At 64.1% G+C, this 19299-nt stretch carries 19 protein-coding genes; 15 read left to right on the top strand and 4 right to left on the bottom strand.

Translation table 11 applies throughout. The features are described 5' to 3' along the window. The first annotated feature begins 12 nt into the window (after window positions 1-12). The 4 genes from AB4Y40_RS30615 to AB4Y40_RS30600 all read left to right on the top strand — a co-directional run bounded on the left by AB4Y40_RS30615 (window position 13) and on the right by AB4Y40_RS30600 (window position 3667). Window positions 13-213 (top strand): copper chaperone, encoded by a 201-nt coding sequence (locus tag AB4Y40_RS30615; RefSeq protein WP_324150412.1) that lies wholly within the window; start codon window positions 13-15, stop codon window positions 211-213. A gap of 295 nt (window positions 214-508) precedes the next feature. After that, window positions 509-2374 carry a biosynthetic-type acetolactate synthase large subunit gene (gene ilvB, locus AB4Y40_RS30610; RefSeq protein ID WP_368691042.1) on the top strand — a complete coding sequence of 622 codons (1866 nt, stop codon included), beginning with the start codon at window positions 509-511 and terminating at the stop codon, window positions 2372-2374. A gap of 187 nt (window positions 2375-2561) precedes the next feature. Next, window positions 2562-3203, top strand: coding sequence for a DsbA family protein (locus tag AB4Y40_RS30605; RefSeq protein ID WP_368691041.1), 642 nt, complete (start codon window positions 2562-2564; stop codon window positions 3201-3203). 101 nt (window positions 3204-3304) lie between these two features. Continuing rightward, window positions 3305-3667, top strand: a complete 363-nt coding sequence (locus AB4Y40_RS30600) for a nuclear transport factor 2 family protein (protein ID WP_368691040.1) — start codon at window positions 3305-3307, stop codon at window positions 3665-3667. Between the two features lie 66 nt (window positions 3668-3733). Here the strand turns inward: AB4Y40_RS30600 and AB4Y40_RS30595 are convergent, their stop codons facing one another. Then, window positions 3734-4441 (bottom strand): SDR family NAD(P)-dependent oxidoreductase, encoded by a 708-nt coding sequence (locus AB4Y40_RS30595; RefSeq protein ID WP_368691039.1) that lies wholly within the window; start codon window positions 4439-4441, stop codon window positions 3734-3736. Between the two features lie 627 nt (window positions 4442-5068). Next, window positions 5069-6484: a PLP-dependent aminotransferase family protein gene (locus AB4Y40_RS30590; protein WP_368691168.1), complete on the bottom strand. Its 1416-nt coding sequence runs from the start codon at window positions 6482-6484 to the stop codon at window positions 5069-5071. 433 nt (window positions 6485-6917) lie between these two features. Between AB4Y40_RS30590 and AB4Y40_RS30585 the strand changes: the two genes are divergently transcribed. The 6 genes from AB4Y40_RS30585 to AB4Y40_RS30560 all read left to right on the top strand — a co-directional run bounded on the left by AB4Y40_RS30585 (window position 6918) and on the right by AB4Y40_RS30560 (window position 11258). Continuing rightward, the gene (locus AB4Y40_RS30585) at window positions 6918-7121 is read left to right on the top strand and encodes a DUF2970 domain-containing protein (RefSeq protein WP_368691167.1); all 204 of its coding nucleotides are present in this window, start codon (window positions 6918-6920) and stop codon (window positions 7119-7121) included. Window positions 7122-7308: 187 nt separating this feature from the next. Then, on the top strand, window positions 7309-7473 hold the full coding sequence (locus AB4Y40_RS30580) for a hypothetical protein (RefSeq protein WP_368691038.1): 165 nt from the start codon (window positions 7309-7311) through the stop codon (window positions 7471-7473). A gap of 184 nt (window positions 7474-7657) precedes the next feature. Further along, entirely contained in the window at window positions 7658-7969 is a 312-nt protein-coding gene (locus AB4Y40_RS30575; protein WP_368691037.1) for a DUF485 domain-containing protein, read from the top strand. Continuing rightward, complete coding sequence (gene actP, locus AB4Y40_RS30570; protein ID WP_368691036.1) at window positions 7966-9639, top strand: cation/acetate symporter ActP; 1674 nt, start codon at window positions 7966-7968, stop codon at window positions 9637-9639. The genes AB4Y40_RS30575 and actP overlap by 4 nt, the downstream gene beginning before the upstream one ends. A 23-nt stretch (window positions 9640-9662) precedes the next feature. Then, window positions 9663-10217 (top strand): cytochrome b, encoded by a 555-nt coding sequence (locus tag AB4Y40_RS30565; RefSeq protein WP_368691035.1) that lies wholly within the window; start codon window positions 9663-9665, stop codon window positions 10215-10217. Between the two features lie 3 nt (window positions 10218-10220). Next, complete coding sequence (locus AB4Y40_RS30560) at window positions 10221-11258, top strand: NAD(P)H-dependent flavin oxidoreductase (protein WP_368691034.1); 1038 nt, start codon at window positions 10221-10223, stop codon at window positions 11256-11258. 24 nt (window positions 11259-11282) lie between these two features. Here AB4Y40_RS30560 and AB4Y40_RS30555 read toward each other — a convergent pair whose 3' ends face one another. Further along, entirely contained in the window at window positions 11283-12233 is a 951-nt protein-coding gene (locus tag AB4Y40_RS30555; RefSeq protein WP_368691033.1) for a LysR family transcriptional regulator, read from the bottom strand. Between the two features lie 101 nt (window positions 12234-12334). Here AB4Y40_RS30555 and AB4Y40_RS30550 point away from each other — a divergent pair, with 101 nt between their 5' ends. From AB4Y40_RS30550 to AB4Y40_RS30540, 3 genes are all read left to right on the top strand, one after another. Further along, window positions 12335-13012 (top strand): MOSC domain-containing protein, encoded by a 678-nt coding sequence (locus tag AB4Y40_RS30550; RefSeq protein WP_368691032.1) that lies wholly within the window; start codon window positions 12335-12337, stop codon window positions 13010-13012. Between the two features lie 82 nt (window positions 13013-13094). Continuing rightward, a complete protein-coding gene (locus tag AB4Y40_RS30545; protein ID WP_368691031.1) occupies window positions 13095-13547 on the top strand; it encodes a MarR family winged helix-turn-helix transcriptional regulator in 453 nt (150 codons plus the stop codon). A gap of 14 nt (window positions 13548-13561) precedes the next feature. Beyond that, on the top strand, window positions 13562-14785 hold the full coding sequence (locus tag AB4Y40_RS30540) for an MFS transporter (RefSeq protein WP_368691030.1): 1224 nt from the start codon (window positions 13562-13564) through the stop codon (window positions 14783-14785). A gap of 22 nt (window positions 14786-14807) precedes the next feature. Here AB4Y40_RS30540 and AB4Y40_RS30535 read toward each other — a convergent pair whose 3' ends face one another. Then, window positions 14808-16157, bottom strand: a complete 1350-nt coding sequence (locus AB4Y40_RS30535; RefSeq protein WP_368691029.1) for an MFS transporter — start codon at window positions 16155-16157, stop codon at window positions 14808-14810. Window positions 16158-16575: 418 nt separating this feature from the next. On the opposite strand from AB4Y40_RS30535, the gene AB4Y40_RS30530 reads away from it, so the two are divergent. Together AB4Y40_RS30530 and AB4Y40_RS30525 are read left to right on the top strand one after the other, a co-directional pair. After that, window positions 16576-18135 carry a methyl-accepting chemotaxis protein gene (locus tag AB4Y40_RS30530; RefSeq protein WP_368691028.1) on the top strand — a complete coding sequence of 520 codons (1560 nt, stop codon included), beginning with the start codon at window positions 16576-16578 and terminating at the stop codon, window positions 18133-18135. 53 nt (window positions 18136-18188) lie between these two features. After that, window positions 18189-19286 carry a lactonase family protein gene (locus tag AB4Y40_RS30525; RefSeq protein ID WP_368691027.1) on the top strand — a complete coding sequence of 366 codons (1098 nt, stop codon included), beginning with the start codon at window positions 18189-18191 and terminating at the stop codon, window positions 19284-19286. The last annotated feature ends 13 nt before the right edge of the window (window positions 19287-19299 follow it).

Raw genomic sequence — 19299 nt, 5'->3', positions numbered from 1 at the left:
GAGAGGTGAAAAATGAAGTTCGCGATGAAAACTGAAATCCGCACGGACGATCTCGCGACGATCGTGCATGCGATGAAGTCCGTGGACGCCGACGCGAAGGTCGATGTCGATGTGGGCGCACAAACCGTGAGCGTCGATTCGTGGTTGATGCCCGAAGAGTTTCTCGTCGCGTTCTACGACGAGGACATGGACGTGGGCATTGCCGAATGGTAGGAACGGTCAGCCGTCAGCCGTGGTGGCCCGGAAGCGACGCATCCTGGCCCATGAACAACCGTATTGCTGACGCGCGCCGCTTCAATCGTTGTCAGAATCCTTGGAACCCTTTCTCACGGTATTTCCAGGCGCACGTCAAAAGAGTGCCGGGTGGACTGTGGCTCATGCGGAGAACCCGCTGAAGCCGTCGTCCACGCGCTGGTAGGGGACATACGCTGTTCTTGAGTCGGAAGGGAAATGATCCGTTGTGTTTGGCCGCTGATCGCATCAGCGCCCGTTTCCGTGCGAGTCAGGTATGACCCAGAACCCGAACATTGCTCCAGAAAGCTCCCAGAAAGCGCCGCTTCCCGGCGAACCGATGTCGGGCGCCGACATCATCTTGCGCGTACTTAGCGAACAGGGTGTCGATACCGTGTTCGGCTATAGCGGCGGCGCGATCCTGCCGACCTACGACGCGGTGTTCCGTTTCAACGAACTGCACGCCGACGAGCCCGAGCGTCAGATCAACCTCGTCGTACCCGCCAACGAACAGACCGCTGGCTTCATGGCCGCGGGGTATGCGCGCGCGAGCGGAAAGGTCGGCGTGTTCATGGTCACGTCGGGTCCCGGCGCGACCAATGCGGTGACGCCGATTGCCGATTGCAATGGCGACTCGGTCCCGGTGGTTCTCATCTGCGGGCAGGTGCCGCGTGCCGCTATTGGCAGTGACGCTTTCCAGGAGGCGCCGGTGTTCAACATCATGTCGGCGTGCGCCAAGCAGGTGTTTCTCGTGACCGACCCGGACAAGCTCGAACAGACGCTGCGCACGGCGTTCGAAGTCGCGCGCACCGGTCGTCCCGGCCCGGTCGTGGTGGATGTGCCCAAAGACATCCAGAACTGGACCGGCACCTGGCAGGGGCACGGCACACTCGCGTTTCGCGGCTACTCCGACCGCCTGCGCAAGGTGGCGAAGGGCGCACGCCTCGAAGAGCGCAAGCGCGACGAATTCTTCGCTCTGCTGGCGCAAAGCAAGCGCCCGCTGCTGTATGCGGGCGGGGGCATCATCACAGCCGGCGCCACGGCGGAATTACGTCAGTTCGCCGAGCGCTACCGCATTCCCGTGGTGAACACGTTGATGGGGCTCGGCACGATATCGGTGAAGCACGAGCTGGGGCTCGGCATGCTCGGCATGCACGGCGCGGCCTGCGCGAACTACGCGGTGGAAGACTGCGACTTCCTGATTGCCGTGGGCGCGCGATTCGACGATCGCGTCGCCGGCGGCCGCCCGCATGCATTCGCGCCGCGAGCGCGCCATGTCGCGCATATCGATATCGACGAAGCGGAGATCAACAAGGTGAAGCGCGCGCATTGGACTCACGTGGGCGACGCGAAGGACGCTCTGCTTTCGCTGATGCAACACGAAACGCACGTGCAGGCGCCGTTGGCGTGGCTCGACCACATCAGGGAGCTGAAGCAGCGCTACGGCATGAACTATGACCGCGCGAGTCCGCTCATTCAGCCGCAGTTCGTGGTGGAAAAGTTGAGCGAGATTACCGGCGGCCGGGCCATCGTCACCACGGGCGTGGGCCAGCACCAGATGTGGGCCGCGCAGTTCTTCGACTTCGTCGAGCCGCGCAGCTTTCTCACGTCGGGCAGCATGGGGACGATGGGCTTTGGCCTGCCCGCTGCGATCGGCGCCCAGATGGGACGCCCCGATGCCCTCGTGATCGACATCGACGGCGACGGCAGCATGCGCATGAATATCGGCGATCTGGAGACCGCGACCACCTATGGCGTGCCGGTCAAGGTGCTGCTGTTCAACAACGTCGGTGACGGGATGATCCGACAGTGGCAGCGTCTCTTCTACGACGGGCGCCTGTGCGTGAGCGACAAGTCGCTGCATCGCAAGGACTTCGTCATGGCTGCGCGCGCCGACGGGTTCGAGTTCGCGCAGCGCGTCGAGGTCCTGAGCGAGGTCGAGGAAAAGCTCCGGGCTTTCGTGGCGTTCGACGGTCCCGCTTTCCTCGAAATCATGATCGATCAGGATGCCGATGTGTTTCCGATGGTCGGGCCTGGCATGAGCTATGCGGAGATGATCACCGGTCCGTTCATCCCGTCGAGGGATGGCGAGGAGTCGGGGAGCACGCGTGCGGGTCCTCAAAGCGCTTCGGACATGTTCTAGTCCGGCACAACCGCGCCAGTCGGCTCGTGCGGTCGCATTTCGTCTTTCCGCCATGTAACAAAAGAAGTTCTGGCGACGGCGTTTATCGAGTCCGGCCTCAACCCTATAGTGACTCTGATGGCTGGGAGCGATGCGGGGCATGGGGTCCTGCTGGCCCCGCGTTGTCTCTTCATGTGAGCGAGCAGGAATGAAACTGATCTATGTTGGCGACCCGATGTGTTCGTGGTGCTATGGCTTTGGCAAGGAGCTTTCGGCGCTCGTCGCGCGCGTGCCGGACCTGAAACTGGAAATCGTGGTCGGCGGCATTCGCGCGGGCGCGACCGATGTGCTCGACACGGCCGGCAAGCGTTTCCGGCTGCAGCACTGGCAGCGCGTGGAAGCGCTGAGCGGCTTGCCGTTCAATCGCGAAGCGTTCATGGCGCGCGAGGGGTTCGTCTACGATACCGAGCCCGTGTGCCGCGCCGTCGTGGCGGCGCGCCGCTTCGCCAGTGGCGACGCGTTGCTTGCGGTGTTCCGTACGCTGCAGAACGGCTTCTATGTGGAAGGGCTGGATACGACCGACGGACGCGTGCTGAGCGAGATCGCCGCGGCGGCGCTGGATGCCGTGGGCGTTCAGGTGAGCGCCGACGCGTTTTACCAGGCATGGGCAGCAGCCGAAACGAAAGAAGAGACGCAGCGCGATTTCGCCCGCGCGCGAGCGCTTGGCGTCGCATCGTTTCCGACCTTGCTGCTCGAAGAACAAGGCCGGACGTACGCCGTGCATTCGGGCTATGCGAGCGTCAACGCGCTCGAAGAACGGCTCAACGAGATCGAGGGACCACTTGCCTGATCGTGATTGATCCGGATTGTGCGAAGCGGGCTGCGCGAGCGATTGCGCAGCCCGCTTCGACTTGCCGGAGCGAGGCTTGAATCAATAAGGAGTGTGATGCAATGAACGATAGCAACGAAATCGTCGAACTCGTCCAGCGCTATTTCGACGCCACCTGGCGAGGCGATGTGGAGCAGTTGAGAACCGTGTTCGATGCGCGCGCGATCGTGGCCGGGGAAGTGAACGGCGAGCCCTACTACAAGACGATCGACGAGTACCTTGCGGGTATCGCAAACAGGAAATCGCCGGCCGAACTGGGCGAGGCCGTCGATACGGAACTGCTGATGCTCGATGTTCAGAAAAACATCGCGACGGCGAAACTGCATGTGCGCATGCTGGGCTTCAATTACTACAATTATTTTTCGATCGTGCGCCAGCGTGACAGATGGCTCGTCATCACCAAGACGCTGACCAACGTGGCATAAGCCGCCGCCCCGCGCCCGCGCCCCGACGAACCATCGAGTCCGGGGGCGCGGGCGAGGCTCGAGCGCTTAGTGACCGGCGCTCTGGCCGCCGTCGACGTGCAGGATCTCGCCCGTCACGAACGGTGCCGAGTCGAGATAGAGGATCGCATTGACGATATCGCTCATTTCGCCCATGTGGCCGACCGGATGCATCGCGCCGAGCGCGGCGTGCGTTTCGGCAGCATGCATCGGCGACTTGATGATCCCAGGCGAAACCGCGTTGGCACGAATGCCCGCGCGAGCATATTCGATTGCGAGCGAGCGCGTTGCAGCGTTCAAACCACCCTTGGTGAGCGACGCAAGAACGGACGGGACTTTGCTGTTCGCCTTGTCGGCAAGCGTGGTGGTGACGTTGACCACGTGGCCGCTCCCGTGTTTCTGCATCGCTTCGATCGCATATTGCGTGATGTGGAAGAAGCCGTTCAGGTTGACGTTCAGGATTGCGGCGTAGTCGTCGGCGGTGTACTGCGTGAAGGGCTTCGCAATGAAAATGCCCGCGTTGTTGACGAGCGTGTCGACACGGCCGAAGTGCTCGATGGCGGCGTTCACCACGCGGCGAGCCGTGGCGGCGTCGCCGATGTCGCCGGCCACGGCAACGTAGTCGGCCTCGGCGGCCGGCGTGATGGAACGGGCCGTGGCGACCACGCGATGGCCCTGCGCGCGGAAGGCCTTGACGGTTTCCGCGCCGATGCCTTGCGATGCTCCGGTGACGATGACGACCTTGGAAGTGCTCATTGTGTGTCTCATAGTATGGGTAAGTCGGCCGGGTGGCCGTTCGAATCGACGGATCCGATGGAGATGCACTGTAGGCGCATCCGTTGCGCGTGCGAACACACATCATGGACAAAGAGTCTTGCGCCGCGAGAACAAATCTCGACACGTACGTCTACCGCCGCGCGGGGGATTTGAGCCGTGTTTGCCTGCTGCGATTTTTCGCGCGTTCTACGCAGCGAGCCGACTTCCCGAGACTCCCAAAAAGCGGAAGGATCATTCCCGAGACTGCGGGATTCTCTTGCATGGTGAAAGTGATTAATCTGGCCAGGCTGTTTCCCCGGAGGCGTCGCCTCCATCACCTTGCTAGAGAGAGATTGAAATGAAATTGCTTACTGCTGTCCTTTTTGCCTGTTCGCTGTCGGCCAGCTTCGCTGTCCACGCCGAATCCCTCGCTCCCGCGCATACGGATGCTCAACAAACGGCCCAGGCGAATACGTCCCGGGCGAATACGTATCAGGCGCCACAGCGTCCGGCCAGGACGCCGGCACGGGACGCCAATACCTGTGTGGGCCCGGTGAGTTTCTGCAACCTGTTCTTTGGCAGTTAAGGTCGCTATGGGCTGGCGCCGCGCGCATCGATCGATCGCGATCAAGCACACACATCGGGATGAACGAGCAGTTCGCCCAGTGTGCGGATCGCCTCATCGATGCGCGCCGACCATGGATGCCCGTAATTGAGCCGTATGCAGTTTTCGAATGCACGTGACGCGGAAAAGAGCGGGCCGGGCGCAACACTAATCCCGCGTTCGATCGCGAGACGATGGAGCGCCATGGCGTCGATGCGCTCGCGGAACGTGAGCCACAGAAAATAGCCACCCTCGGGCCGCGTGTATTGCGTGCCTTCAGGCAGCCATCGGCGGATCGCCTCGATCATCGCATCGCGCTGCGTCTGCATGGCGAGCCGGATCTTCTTCAAATGACGCTCGTAGCCGCCATGCTCCAGGTAGTCGGCAATGCCGGCCTGGGCGGGAATGCTGGCCGAGATCGTCGTCATGAGCTTCAGGCGCTGCACGCGCTCTGCGAAGCGCCCGGCGCTTGCCCAGCCTACGCGATAACCGGGCGCCAGGTTCTTCGAAAACGAGCCGCAGTGCATGACGAGGCCGCGCCGGTCGAACGCGATGGCGGGCGGCGGATAGTTCGGCGCGTAGTGCAACTCGCCGTACACATCGTCTTCGATGAGCGGGACCTCGTGCTGCGCGAGCAGTTCGACGAGCGCTTCCTTCTTCTGAGCCGACAACGTGACGCCCGTGGGGTTCTGGAAATTCGTCATGAACCAGCAGGCGCGGATGGGGTGCTTGTCCAGCGCTTGCGCCAGCGCCTCGAGGTCGAGCCCGGTGGCGGTATCGACGGGAATTTCGACCGCGCGCAGGCCAAGCCGTTCGATCGCCTGAAGCGCTGCGTAAAAGCCCGGCGACTCCACGGCGACGATATCGCCGGGCTGCGTGACCGCCATCAGGCAAAGATTGAGCGCTTCCAGCGCGCCGTTGGTGATGATGATGTCCTCGGCCGGCTGTGAGATGCCAACCCGCATGTAGCGCAGCGCAATTTGCCGCCGCAGGTTCTCGTTGCCGGGCGGCAGATCGACCACGGTGCTCCACGGGCTCACGCTGCGTGCGGCCTGGCCGAGCGATTTCGCCAGGCGCGACAGCGGAAACAGCAGCGGAGAAGGGAAGGCGGAGCCGAGCGGCACGATGCCGGGGCGCTTGGCGGCGTCGAGCACCGAGAACACCAGTTCGCTGATATCGACGGTGGCGGACTCGCCCGTCGTTGCGCGCGAATCCGTCTTGCCGGGCTTCGAGAGCGGCGCGACGTAGTAGCCCGAACGCTCTTCGGCGCGCACGAGGCCCCACTGTTCGAGCACGTAGTAAGCACGCGCCGCCGTGGACTGGCTCACGCCGTGCTGCGCAATGATCTGCCGCAGCGAGGGCATGCGCGAGCCCGGCTTCAGGTTGCCGGAGCGAATCTCGGCGGCCATGCTCTGCGCGAGGCGTTCGTAGCGTGTCATGCGTCCGGGTTCTTCCAGAGAGGTCATGGGTGGACTCGTGCTTCGAGCGATTTTCTCATGGCGCGCGACCGCGAAGCCGATCTGCTACGGTCAATTATGCGTCGACTGCTTCTATACGTGTTTCCCGCGCGGGCGGATCATTGCGGGCAGTGCGCATCGCCGTCCGGGTCTGTTCTCCCGGGATGCGCCGGGATAACTGCGCGAGTGCCTGGATCATCACCTAAACCCGCAGAGCTTGCGGCTCTTTTTGCCTGTAGCGTGGCAAGCCTTTCGCCCCGGTGCGCGAGTACCGGGGCGTTTCTTTGTCGGGTTCTACCGCCGCGTGAATCGGCTGCATCGCTCAAATCGTTCGTAACTGCTGCTTTTTTTGGCAACGCGCAAGGTTGAAGATCAGGCTATCCGATCGACCTGATCGACGTAACCGGAGTCAATGATGGAACTCGTTCACATGATGCGCATGGTTCTGTGGAGCTTTTTCGGCGTGCGTAAAAGCGCGTCGCACGAAGCCGATTTGGCCAGCGTGAACTTCAAGTGGCTGCCGTTCGTGGCGGTCGTGCTGGCCGCGATGATCGGGGCTTGCATACTGGGTGTCGTGCTGCTGGTCGCGCATTCTACGGGAACCGCACAAGGCTTCTGAGCATGCGGTGTTGCCGAAAACTGGGGCGCCCGCGAAGCACCGTGAGACGCGAGATTGTTCGGCGTTTCATAACGGTGATTTCGTCCGCGCCGCGTTGATCTTTGTGGTGCCGCGCGTAATCTGACTATCAGGAAGCGCTGCATTTCACGCAAAGCGATTCATCCAGTTTTCAGGCAAGGAGTATGAGATGGATATCCTCAATCTCGCCCGACAATCCGGGATGACGGTCGTGCTCGACGCACGCATCGGCCAGCAGGAATACCACTCCGTTCACAGCAGCGTGGCCGCGCTGGAACGGTTCGCCGCGCTGCTCGAGGCGCAACGGCAAGCCGAATCCGGCAAGCGCGTTTGATTGAATCGTGACGGCAAGCGCCACGCTTCACTCAAACAGATTGAAGCCATCACGAAACATCATTTGAAGAGATTTTTGGTTCGACCTATTGTGAAGTTCACGAGAAGCGGCAGCCCCCGGTGGATCGACGGCGATATCACGGGCCAGGGCATGCCGGACACCTTCCATGGACGGAGACAATCGGATGAACCCCACGACCCTGCATGGGATTCGTAGCAATCCCCTGTTCGCCACGCTGGTCAAACGCCGGCGCAGATACATTGCCTGCCTGACCGCCATCACGCTGATTCCCTATTGCGGCTTCATCGTGCTGGTCGGATTCGCCCCCGCTTTGCTGGCCATCCGGCTTTCCGCAGACAGTATCGTCAATATCGGCTGGCCGATCGGCGTCGCGCTGATCGTCGGCAGCTGGTGCCTCACGGGCTTGTACGTTCGCCGCGCCAATGGCGAATTCGACGCGCTCACCGCCCAGATCCTGGCGGGAGCGAAACCATGAAGCGCGCCGCTCTTGCTCTCGTCTTCCCGCTGCTGCTGCTGGGTGTCGCGGCTCGCGCAGCGGCCGCGGAGGTCCTGCACGGCGTCGAACAGCGTCCCCTCAATCTCACGGCGATCGCGATGTTCCTGGTGTTCGCCGTGGCGACGCTCGGCATTACGTACTGGGCGGCGTCGCGCACCCGTTCGATGGACGACTTCTACACCGCCGGGGGCGGCATCACCGGATTCCAGAACGGCATGGCGCTGGCCGGCGACTATATGTCGGCGGCGGCGTTGCTGGGCGTGACCAGCATGATCTTTTTCCACGGCTACGACGGCGTGATCTACGCGATCAGCTTTTTCGTCGCGTGGCCGCTGCTGCTGTTCCTGTTCGCGGAGCGCATCCGGAATCTGGGGCGTGTGACGATTGCCGACATCGCATCGTACCGGCTCGACCAGAACCGGATCCGGACGATGACCGCCTTCGGTTCATTGACCGTCGTCTGCTTTTACCTGGTTGTCCAGATGGTCGGTGCGGGGCAGCTGATCCAGTTGCTGTTCGGTCTTCCCTATAACGACGCGATCATCGTGGTCGGCCTGCTGATGGTGGTCTATGTGACCTTCGGCGGCATGGTGGCCACCACGTGGGTGCAGATCATCAAGGCCGCGCTGATGCTGTTCGGCGGCACATTGCTAGCCGTTCTCGCACTGTCCCGGTTTGGCTTTTCGCTGAACGCACTGTTCGAGCAGGCGGTCGCCGCGCACAGGAACGGCGTGCATATTCTGCTGCCGAGCAAGCTGGTGTCCGATCCCATCGCGCTGATTTCGCTCGCGATTGGACTGGTGTTCGGCACCGCGGGGCTGCCGCATATCCTCATGCGCTTTTTCACCGTGCCGGATGCGAAAGAAGCGCGCAAGTCGGTGTTCGTTGCTACCGGCTTCATCGGTTTCTTCTATCTGGTCATCATGGTGCTCGGCGTGGCGGCGATCGCGATTGTCGGCAGCAACCCGTCGTTCTACGTGGGTGGCCTGACCGGAGGCAAGCTGATCGGCGGCAGCAACATGCCGGTCATGCATCTCGCCCAGGCGCTCGGCGGCAATCTGCTGCTGGGTTTCCTCTCGGCCGTGGCGTTCGCGACCATCCTTGCCGTCGTGTCCGGGCTCACGATGGCGGGCACATCAGCCATCTCGCACGACCTCTACGTGATGGTGCTCAAGAAGAACCGGGCCGATCCCGCGAGCGAGCGGCGGGTCTCCAGGATCGCGTCGGTGTGCATAGGCGTGGTGGCGGTGCTGCTGGGCATCGTGTTCAAGGATCAGAACATCGCGTTTCTCGTCGCACTGACGTTCGGCGTCGCCGCCTCGGTGAATTTTCCGGTTCTCGCGCTTTCGATGTACTGGAAGGGGCTGACGACGCGCGGCGCGCTCACCGGCGGTATCGCGGGCCTGGTGAGCGCCGTCACGCTCGTCATTCTGTCGCCCGCCATCTGGGTCACGGTGCTGGGCCATGCGAAGGCGATCTTCCCCTACGACTATCCGGCCATCGTGTCGATGAGCATCGCCTTCCTGTTCGCGTGGCTGGGCTCCGTCACGGACCGCAGCCAGCGGGCGCAGCGCGAGCGCGACGACTTCGGCGAGCAGGCCGTCCGCGCGCAGACCGGCTTCGGCGCGTCCGGAGCCGTCGGTCACTAGTCAACGCCAACAAGGAGACAATCATGCAAATGCGTGACAACGGTCTGGGCTTTTCGCCCATCACGATCGCGCTGCACTGGATCGTCGCAGCACTGCTGCTGTCGATCGCCGGATGCGGCATCGGGCTCATGTTTAGCGCGGACGACGTCCAACGACTGAACCTCGTGCGTACGCAGAATCTGCTGGGCGCCGTGCTGTTCGTCGTGTCAATCTATCGGCTCTGGGCACGGCTTTCTTCGTACCATCCGCTGCCCGTGGGCACGCCGAACCCCGTCGAAGTGATCGTCAGCCGCTCCGTTGCGGTGGGCCTCGCGCTCGCCATGGTGCTTCTGCCGGTTGCGGTATGGCTTTCCCGGGCGGCGGCCGGTGTCGCCGTCGAGTTGCCGGGAGGATTGGCGATCCCCACGCTCATCGAACCCAGCGTGGCAGTGCAACGGGTCGTGGATATTCTTTTCGATATCGGAGCGACGGCTTTTCTGCTGGGCCTCGCGTTGCATCTGTTCGGAGCACTGAAGAATCATTTCGCGCTGGGCAATGACGCCCTCAAGCGGATGCTTGGCAAACATGTGGAGCTTTGAGCGATGAGCGAATTCAAATCGGCTTTTAGCGGGAACGCGGTCACGCAGCTGTGTGGCGTCCGGTATCCCGTCTTTCTCGGCGGCATGGCGGCGATTTCCGGCCCGAAGCTGGTTGCCGCGGTGGCGAATGCCGGCGGCATGGGAACGCTCGGCGGGCTGCGTTTGCCGCCGCTCGCGCTGCGCAGGTGGATACGGGAAACGCGGGAGCAGACGGACAAGCCCTTCGGCGTGAATCTCGTGCCGAAGTTCGGCGGCCCGACCGTGTTCGAGGCCCAGTTCCAGGTCGTGTTGCAGGAGCGGCCGCGCATGCTCTCGTTGTTCTACGCCGAAGACTATGCGGCAGACATGATCCCTCGTGCCAAAGATGCGGGCATGATCGTCATGGTCCAGGTGGGATCGGTTGCGCTCGCGCGGCACGCGATCCGCCACGGCGCGGATATCGTCGTCGCGCAGGGCAGCGAAAGCGGCGGCCACCTCAACCGGGGGACGATCGGCGTCATGTCGCTGTTGCCCGCGATCTGCGAAGTCGCGCAGGGGCGTCCCGTGCTGGCGGCTGGAGGCATCACGACGCGCGATGATGTGCGGGCCGCGATGCTGCTTGGCGCGTCAGGGGTGCTCGTGGGCACCGCGTTCGTTGCGACCGACGAATCGAATGCGCACCCGCTCTACAAGCAAAAGATCGTCGAAGCCAGCGTGGACGACATCGAGTATCGCACCGGGTATTCGTTCGGCTGGCCGTACGGCACGCCCCATTGTGTGATTCCGAATCGCGACAAATGGAACCTGCTGCGCTTCGTTGGCGGCGGTGCACGCATGATCGACAAACCGCGCATGGCGCAGAAGCTCTCGCTCTATGCGGGGCAGGGCGTCAGCAAGATCGGCAGCGTGGTGCCGGCGGCCGCGCGCGTGGCGGAGCTGGTGGCGGGCCTGCCGGCGTCGACGGTTGCGGCGAATGCCCGGGCGATGCTCGATGGCCTGGCATACGGCGCAAGCCGTGCATTGCCGCAAGTGGAACCGGCCGAGTGCCGCGCCGCTTGCTGACCCTGACGCGGTGTTCGGCGGCGCTCAGGCCGCCGCCGTCGAACGCCGCGTGCTCTTGCGACTCGGTGTACCAGCGCGCTTCGCTTTCGTATCGTCAGTGGACAGCGCGAGCTGGTCGCGCGCGAGCGCGACAAACGCGCTCAATGCCGGTGTCGCCAGTGTGTCGTTACGGCGGATGAATACCGTCTTGACGTTGGCGAACTCGCGCGGGAGCGCGTGAAGGGCGATGGCCTGGCGCGCTGCATAGTTTTGCGCAACGGCCTTTGGCAGCAGCGTCACGCCCATGCCCGCGGCCACGCATGAGAGGATGCCGTCGAGCGTGCCCAGTTCGAGCACCTGGTTGGGCACGAGTCCGACCTGATAGAACCAGTGTTCGAGCGTGGAGCGATAGAAGCAGCCCGTGCGGAAGACCAGCACCGTCTGCTGTGGCATGACCTGGATGAGTTCGCCGAGCGAGGCGAACTCGCAGCTGCTCACGAGGACGAGTTCCTCCTGAAAGACCTCGTCTTGCGCGAGCACCGGATTCTGGTGCAGACCGCCGACGAATGCGCCGTCGAGGCGATGGCTCTCGACGGCCTTGATCAGCTCGGCGGTCGTGCCGGTGAGCAGCGACAACTGGACCTGAGGATACTTCTCGCGGTATCTGGCCAGTACCTGGGGCAGGCGGATTGCCGCCGTCGTCTCCATCGAGCCGAGCCTCAACGTGCCTGCCGGCGTGGCGGTATCGAGCAGCGCGTTGCGGCTCTCTTCGGTGAGCTGGAGGATGCGCTGGGCGTAGCCCAGAAAGGTTTGCCCGGCCGAAGTGAGCACCACGCCGCTCTTTTGCCGGATAAACAATGGCTGACCGAGCTCGGCTTCGAGTTCCTTGACGCGCATCGTGACGTTGGACTGCACGGTGTGCACCTTCTCGGCCGCCGCGGTGAAGCTGCCGTGCTCCGCCACCGCACAGAAAATCTTCAGCTGACGCATCTCCATGGCGAATTCCAAGAATCACAAATAATGATGGATTTCATCATTTGCCATCACTTTACTGGATTGAACGGCGCGAGCACAGTGTCGTAAACGCGAACGGGAGGATGCATGTGGTGATGACGTCGACTACGAACATTGAGTGCCTCTTCGCCGGGGGAATGGGTTATCTGGACCCCGAAGGGCAGCGCAGCGGCATTTTCAAGCGGCGCATCGCCGGGCCGGTTCGCGTGGAGGCACAGGGGATCGTCGGCGACGAGCATGGCGACCCGCGCATCCACGGCGGCCCGGAAAAGGCCGTTCATCACTACGCGGCGGAGCATTACGCTTGCATTGCGCAGGCGTTCGCGGAGTGCGCCGAGGCACTGGTGCCCGGCAGTCTCGGCGAGAACATCTCGGCCTCGGGGCTGACCGAACGTAACGTGCACATCGGCGATATCTACGAGGCCGGCAGCACCATGCTGCAAGTCTCGCAACCGCGCAGCCCTTGCTGGAAGATCAACCATCGCTTCGGCGTCGAACGCATGTCGATGCATATTGCCAAGGGGCGCATCACCGGCTGGTATTACCGTGTCCTGCGCCCCGGCCTGATTGCGCCCGGCGACGCTATCACGCTCGTCGACCGGCAAACGGAGCGCTTTTCCATCGACGCGTTCTGGAAGGTGCAGTTGTCGCATCGTCCGTCCATCGATGCGCTGGTCGAGTTGATCGCCATTCCGGGCTTGGCTCCTGACTGGAAGCGGCGCCTGGGCGAGCGGGAGAAATGGCTGCGGGCGCGCCGGTGACGCGTTCGCTCGCACTTGCCGCCTCGCCGGATATATGAAGGTTAGCTTTGCAGTTTACCTTCATATCTCCTAGAATGCGGGGATGACCGAACGCGCCCAAACTCCCCCTCCCGACCTCGCCGCGGCGCTTGCCGGCGACCTACGCGCCCTGGTCGGCCAGCTGCGCCGCCGTTTTCGCGAGCAGGCGATCCTCGGCGACTTCACGCCTTCCCAGATGGCCGTGCTGCAGCGGCTCGAGCGCGAGGGGCCGTCCACGGTGTCGAGCCTCGCGCGCGCGGAGGGCATGCGCCCGCAGTCGATGGGCACGCTCATCGCACCGCTCGAGGCGGCGGGCCATATCAGCGGCGCACCGGACCCCAACGACGGGCGCCAAACGCTCTGGTCGCTCACCGACACTTTTCGCGAGTGGCTCAAGGAAGGGCGGGCGGCGCGTCAGGACTGGCTCTCGCGCAGGATCGACACGCGCCTTTCGGCCCCGGAGCAACAGCAGCTAGCCGCGGCAGTCGAACTGCTCAAGCGGCTCGTGGCCGACTAAGGCGAGGCCGTCACATGGGCGCTCCAGCTTCCGGGTTCTTTCGTTCGCTCAGGACTTACAACTATCGCGTGTGGTCGGCGGGCGCGCTCGTCTCGAACGTCGGCACGTGGATGCAGCGCACGGCGCAAGACTGGCTCGTGCTCACCGGGCTCACGCACCACAGCGCGGCGGCGGTCGGTATCGTGATGGGCCTGCAGTTCGGGCCGCAAATGCTGTTCATGCCCTGGTCGGGCTTCGCCGCCGACCACTTCGACCAGCGCAGGCTGCTCATGGTCACGCAGGCGCTGCTCGGCACGCTGGCCATTGCACTGGGCGTGCTCACGGCAACCGGGCTCGTGCAGCTTTGGCACGTGTACGTGTTCGCGTTCCTGTTCGGCTGCACGACAGCATTTGATTCGCCGGTGCGGCAAACCTTCGTCTCGGAGCTGGTGGGCGACGCCGATCTCTCCAACGCCGTCGCGCTCAATTCCACCTCGTTCAACGCCGCGCGCATGATCGGCCCGGCCGTGGCGGGGCTCGTCATCGCGTCGGTGGGCGTGGGCTGGGCCTTCCTGCTCAACGGCCTGTCGTTCGTCGCCGTGCTGATCTCGCTCACGCGTCTGCGCGTGGACGAGCTGCGTTCGGCGAGGCGTGCGCAACCCGCGAAGGGCGGCATTGCCGCGGGGTTCCACTACGTGTGGGCGCGACCGGACCTGCGGGCCATTCTCGTCATGCTGTTCCTGATCGGCACCTTCGGGCTGAATTTTCCGATCTTCATCTCGACGATGGCCGTGAACGTCTTTCACGCCGACGCGGGACGCTACGGACTCCTGTCTTCAATGATGGCGGTGGGGACCATGAGCGGCGCCTTCTTCGGCGCGGGGCGCAGCCATCCGCGCTTCATCTCGCTGCTGTTCGCGGCTACGGCGTTCGGGGTGGGGTGCCTGCTGGCTTCGGTTGCGCCGGGCTACTGGTGGTTCGGCGGCGCGCTCGTGATGATCGGCATCGCGGCGCTCACGTTCACCACCGAAACCAACAGCCTCATGCAGCTTTCCACCGAACCCGGCATGCGCGGCCGCGTGCTGGCGATTCGTCTGGCCGTGGCGCTGGGCGGCACGCCCATCGGCGCGCCGATCGTGGGGTGGGTGGCCGACCATTGGGGGCCGCGCTGGGCCTTGCTGGTGGGCGCGGCTTCGGGCTTCGCGGCGGCGATCGTCGCGGCCCGCGCGCTCGCGCGGCGAGCCCACGAGAAGCCATAACGCGCCGCACGATCACACGCAATCAGGCAGGCTTCAACTCCACGCGCTTGATGTCCTTCACGATCACGAGATAGCTGATCACCGTCACGAGCGCGTTGATGCCGACAAAGGCGAGCGCGCCGTTGAACGAGCCGGTTTCCGCCACGAGATAGCCGATCACGATCGGCGTGACGATGCCGGCCACATTGCCGAACATGTTGAAGATCGAGCCCGAGAGGCCGATCGCTTCGCGCGGCGCGGTATCGGCGATCACGGCCCAGCCGAGCGCGCCCAGGCCCTTGCCGAAGAACGCGAGCGACATGAGCGCGACCACGATCCAGTCGCTGTTGACGTAGTTGCAGCCGACGATGCACGACGACAGCACCATGCCGCCGACGATCGGCACCTTGCGCGCCATGGTGAGCGAGCGGCCCGAGCGGATCAGGGCGTCCGAAGCCACGCCGCCCAGCACCCCGCCCAGAAAGCCGCAGATCGCCGGCAACGAGGCGATCAGCCCCGCCTTCAGGATGGTCATGTGGCGCGCCTGCACGAGGTAGATCGGGAACCACGTGAGGAAGAAGTACGTGAGCACGTTGATGCAGTACTGCGCGAGATAGACGCCCAGCAGCATGCGGTTGCCGAGCAGCTGGCGGATGACCGCCCAGTTCGCACGCTTGCGGCGCTCGGCGCGCGCGGCGCGTTGATGCCCGTTCACGATGCCGCCGCCCGCCTCGATGTATTCGAGTTCCTGCGGGTTCACGCCCGGGTGATCGGCCGGATTCTTCATGAACCGGATCCACACGAAGGCGAGCACGAGGCCGCCCACGCCCATCACGATATAGACGTGATGCCAGCCATACGCATGCGTGAGCCACGCCATGAGCGGCGTGAACACCACGGCCGCGAAATACTGCGCCGAATTGAAAATGGCCGAGGCCGTGCCGCGCTCTTTCGCCGGGAACCAGCTCGCCACCACTTTCGCGTTGGCGGGGAAGGCGGGCGCTTCGGCCGCGCCCATCGCGAAGCGCAGTGCGAACAGGCCCGCAATCGCGGCGCCGGCGCTGCCGAGCAGGCCAATCGAGCTTTGCAGCAGCGTGAAGAGCGACCACAGGAAGATGCTGCCCGCGTACACGCGGCGCGCGCCGAAGCGGTCGAGCACCCAGCCCGCGGGCACCTGCGCGAGCACATAGGCCCAGCTGAACGCCGAGAAGATGTAGCCCATGTGGATGGCGTCGAGACCGAACTCGGTGCGCATGGCCGAACCCGTGACCGAGAGCGTGGCGCGGTCCGCGTAGTTGAGCGTGGTGATGATGAAGATCAGCGAGAGGATCAGGTAGCGCACCCTGGTGCGCCTGGCGACATCGGACTGCGTGGCGGTGCGGCTCAACGACATGTGGATCGACCTCTCTCGTGCGCGAGATTCAGGCCGATGCGGTCACGCTGCGGCCTGAATCTGCTGTCTCCGGACGGCGCGCCTAGTGCGCGCCGCATCTACTTACGCAAGAACGCGCCTGACTCGCGTCAGGCGCGTTCCGTTTGCGGACCTGATTAGCTGCTTGTTCAGCCAGTTGTCAGTAAGTTGTTTGACATCACGGCTGGTTGTCTGAGCTAATCGTACAACGCCCGGGAAGCCGAAGCAACCAGACTGTATGCCTCTTGAGTCGGTCTCAGGGTAAACTCGAATTTCAGGATTACCGCGCGATGGTGGGATGATGCGGCCAAGTTGTTGGACAACATGGCGTCTGCACCCTCAAGACTCCGGCGTTTGAGCCGTAAAGAAGAACACCATGGAAACCGGGGATTGAAGCAACATGCGCAACACGACGGTACGAGCCAGCCTCCTTGCAGTGCTGGTGATCTTTGGCGTGATGATCCTGATTGGCGGTTTCGCGGGCGTGTTCTCGCTCAGGGAGTCGAACGCCAGCGCCCAACGCCTGCATGAAATCGCGCGCCAGACCATTCTGGTCAACGACGCCTACAAAGACACCACGCGCACGCGTTCGGCGCTCGTGCGCGGCTACAGCGCGCTCAAGGAACGCAACGACACGGCCACGCGCGACTCCGCGCTGAAGAGCGCGGCCCACAGCTTCGAGCTTTCGGCGAGCGAGACCCAGGCCTTCGCCAATGCACCGGCGTTCGACGGCATGGACGCGGACCTCAAGCGCCAGTTGCTCGAGTCGGCGGCTCAACTCTCGAACACGCTCACGCGCGCCACCGACGCGCTGCGCAACGGCGACACGGCCGCCTACGTGGCGGTCAACGACACCGACATCACCGCCGCGGGCGCGGCCTATTCCGTGAACGTGGAGAAGTTCCAGAAGCTCGCCAACGCGCTCGCCGAGGCCACGCTCGACGACGGCAACGCGCGCTACACATGGATCGTTACGCTCGTGGGCGTGGGCGTGGCCATCGCGCTGGCGCTCGTCGTCTTCACGCATTTTGCCTTGCAGCGCATCGTGTCGCGGCCGCTGGCCGACGCCGCGGCGGTCCTCGACCGCATCGCTTCGAACGATCTCACCGTGCGCGTACCCGAAGCGGGCCGCAACGAAATCGGCCTGCTGTTCGCGGCCATGCGCCGGATGCAGGCGGGGCTCTCGCACACCGTGGCCGGCGTGCGCGACAGTTGCGACGCGATTCACACGGCCGCGCGCGAGATCGCGGCGGGCAATCTCGATCTGTCGAGCCGCACGGAGGAGCAGTCCGCCTCGCTCGAAGAAACCGCCGCGAGCATGGAAGAACTCACCTCCACGGTGAAGCAGAACTCCGCGAACGCCTCCGAGGCCAGCACGCTTGCCACGGGCGCGGCCGAACTTGCGCAGCGCGGCGGCGACGTGGTGGGACGCGCCGTGCAGACCATGCAGGACATCAGCGCCAGCTCGCAGAAGATTGCCGAGATCACGAGCATGATCGACAGCATCGCGTTCCAGACCAATATTCTCGCGCTCAACGCCGCCGTGGAATCGGCACGCGCGGGCGAGCAGGGACGCGGCTTCGCCGTGGTCGCGGGCGAAGTGCGCACGCTCGCGCAACGCAGCGCGGGCGCCGCACGCGAGATCAAGGAATTGATCGGCGCTTCAATGGAAGACGTGCGCAACGGCAACGCGCTCGTCGCGCAGGCCGGCGAGACGATGAACGAGATCGTCAACTCGGTGCGCAATGTCGCCACCATCATGGCCGAGATCACCACGGCCACCGCCGAACAGAGCACGGGCATTCAGCAGGTGGGCATGGCCGTGAGCCAGATGGATCAGGTCACGCAGCAGAACGCCGCGCTCGTGGAGCAGGCGGCGGCCGCCGCGAACGCGCTGGAGCACCAGGCGCAATCGATGAAGGAAGCGGTGTCGGTGTTTCGCGTTGGCGCGCTCGCGTGAAGATCGTTACGCGCAAGACCACTCAATAGAACCAACAAACCAGAAAGGACGACATGAAGAAGAAGGCAATCTTGCGCAGCGTGGCGGGCGCCGCTTTCGGGCTCGCGGCATCGGTGGCCGTGCATGCGGCTAGCTACGTGTATGTGTCGAACGCCGACAGCCAGGACATTTCGGTGTTCCGCCTCGATGCGCAAAGCGGCGCGCTGGCCGCGGTCGAGACCGTGCCGGTGGGCGGCACGGTGATGCCGATGGCGTTCTCGCCCGACCATCACCACCTGTATGCGGCGCTGCGCTCGAAGCCGTATCGCGTGGTGAGCTTCGCCGTGAATCCGCTCGACGGCCGTCTCGCCGAACTGGGCCGCGCGCCGCTCGCCGAGAGCATGGCCTATGTGTCCACCGATGGCACGGGGCGCTATCTGCTCTCCGCTTCGTACGGCGGGAATCTGCTGGCGGTGAACCCCATCGGCGAAAACGGCGTGGCGGGCGACGTGCAGCAAACCGTGAAGACGGGCCCGATGGCGCACATCATTCGCACCTCGCCGGACAACCGCTATGCGTTCGCCTCGGTGCTCGGCGCCGACACCTGGCTGCGCCTGAAGTTCGACGCCTCGACGGGCGCGCTCACCGAAGACGCGAAGCCCGCGTACTCGCTGCCCAAAGATTCGGGCCCGCGTCATTTCCAGTTTTCGCCGGACCAGCGCTTCGTCTATCTGATCGACGAACTCGACGGCAAACTGCACGTGCTCGCCTTCAACGGGGCGAACGACTCGGTCAAGCCGATCCAGACGATCTCGATCCTGCCCACGGGCTTCTCCGGCGACAAGCCGTGGGGCGCCGACGTCCACCTCACGCCCGATGGACGCCACCTGTATATCTCGGAGCGCACGTCGAGCACACTGGGCGCGTACCGCGTGAACCAGCAAACGGGCAAGCTCACGCGCATCGGCACGTACGCCACCGAGAAGCAGCCGCGCGGCTTCAATATCGATCCGTCGGGCCAGTATCTGCTTGCCGTGGGCCAGCTCTCGCCCACGCTGAGCGCGTACCGCATCGATGCGAAGAGCGGTGCGCTGCATGAGCTTGGCAAGTACCCGGTGGGCAAGGGGGCGAACTGGGTCGAAGTGGTGGATTTCGACGGTTCGAACGGCTAGGCAATGAAGGGCG

This window comes from Paraburkholderia sp. EG287B, assembly GCF_040965595.1.
Taxonomy (GTDB): Bacteria; Pseudomonadota; Gammaproteobacteria; order Burkholderiales; family Burkholderiaceae; genus Paraburkholderia.
This window is presented reverse-complemented; position numbering and strand designations above follow the sequence as displayed.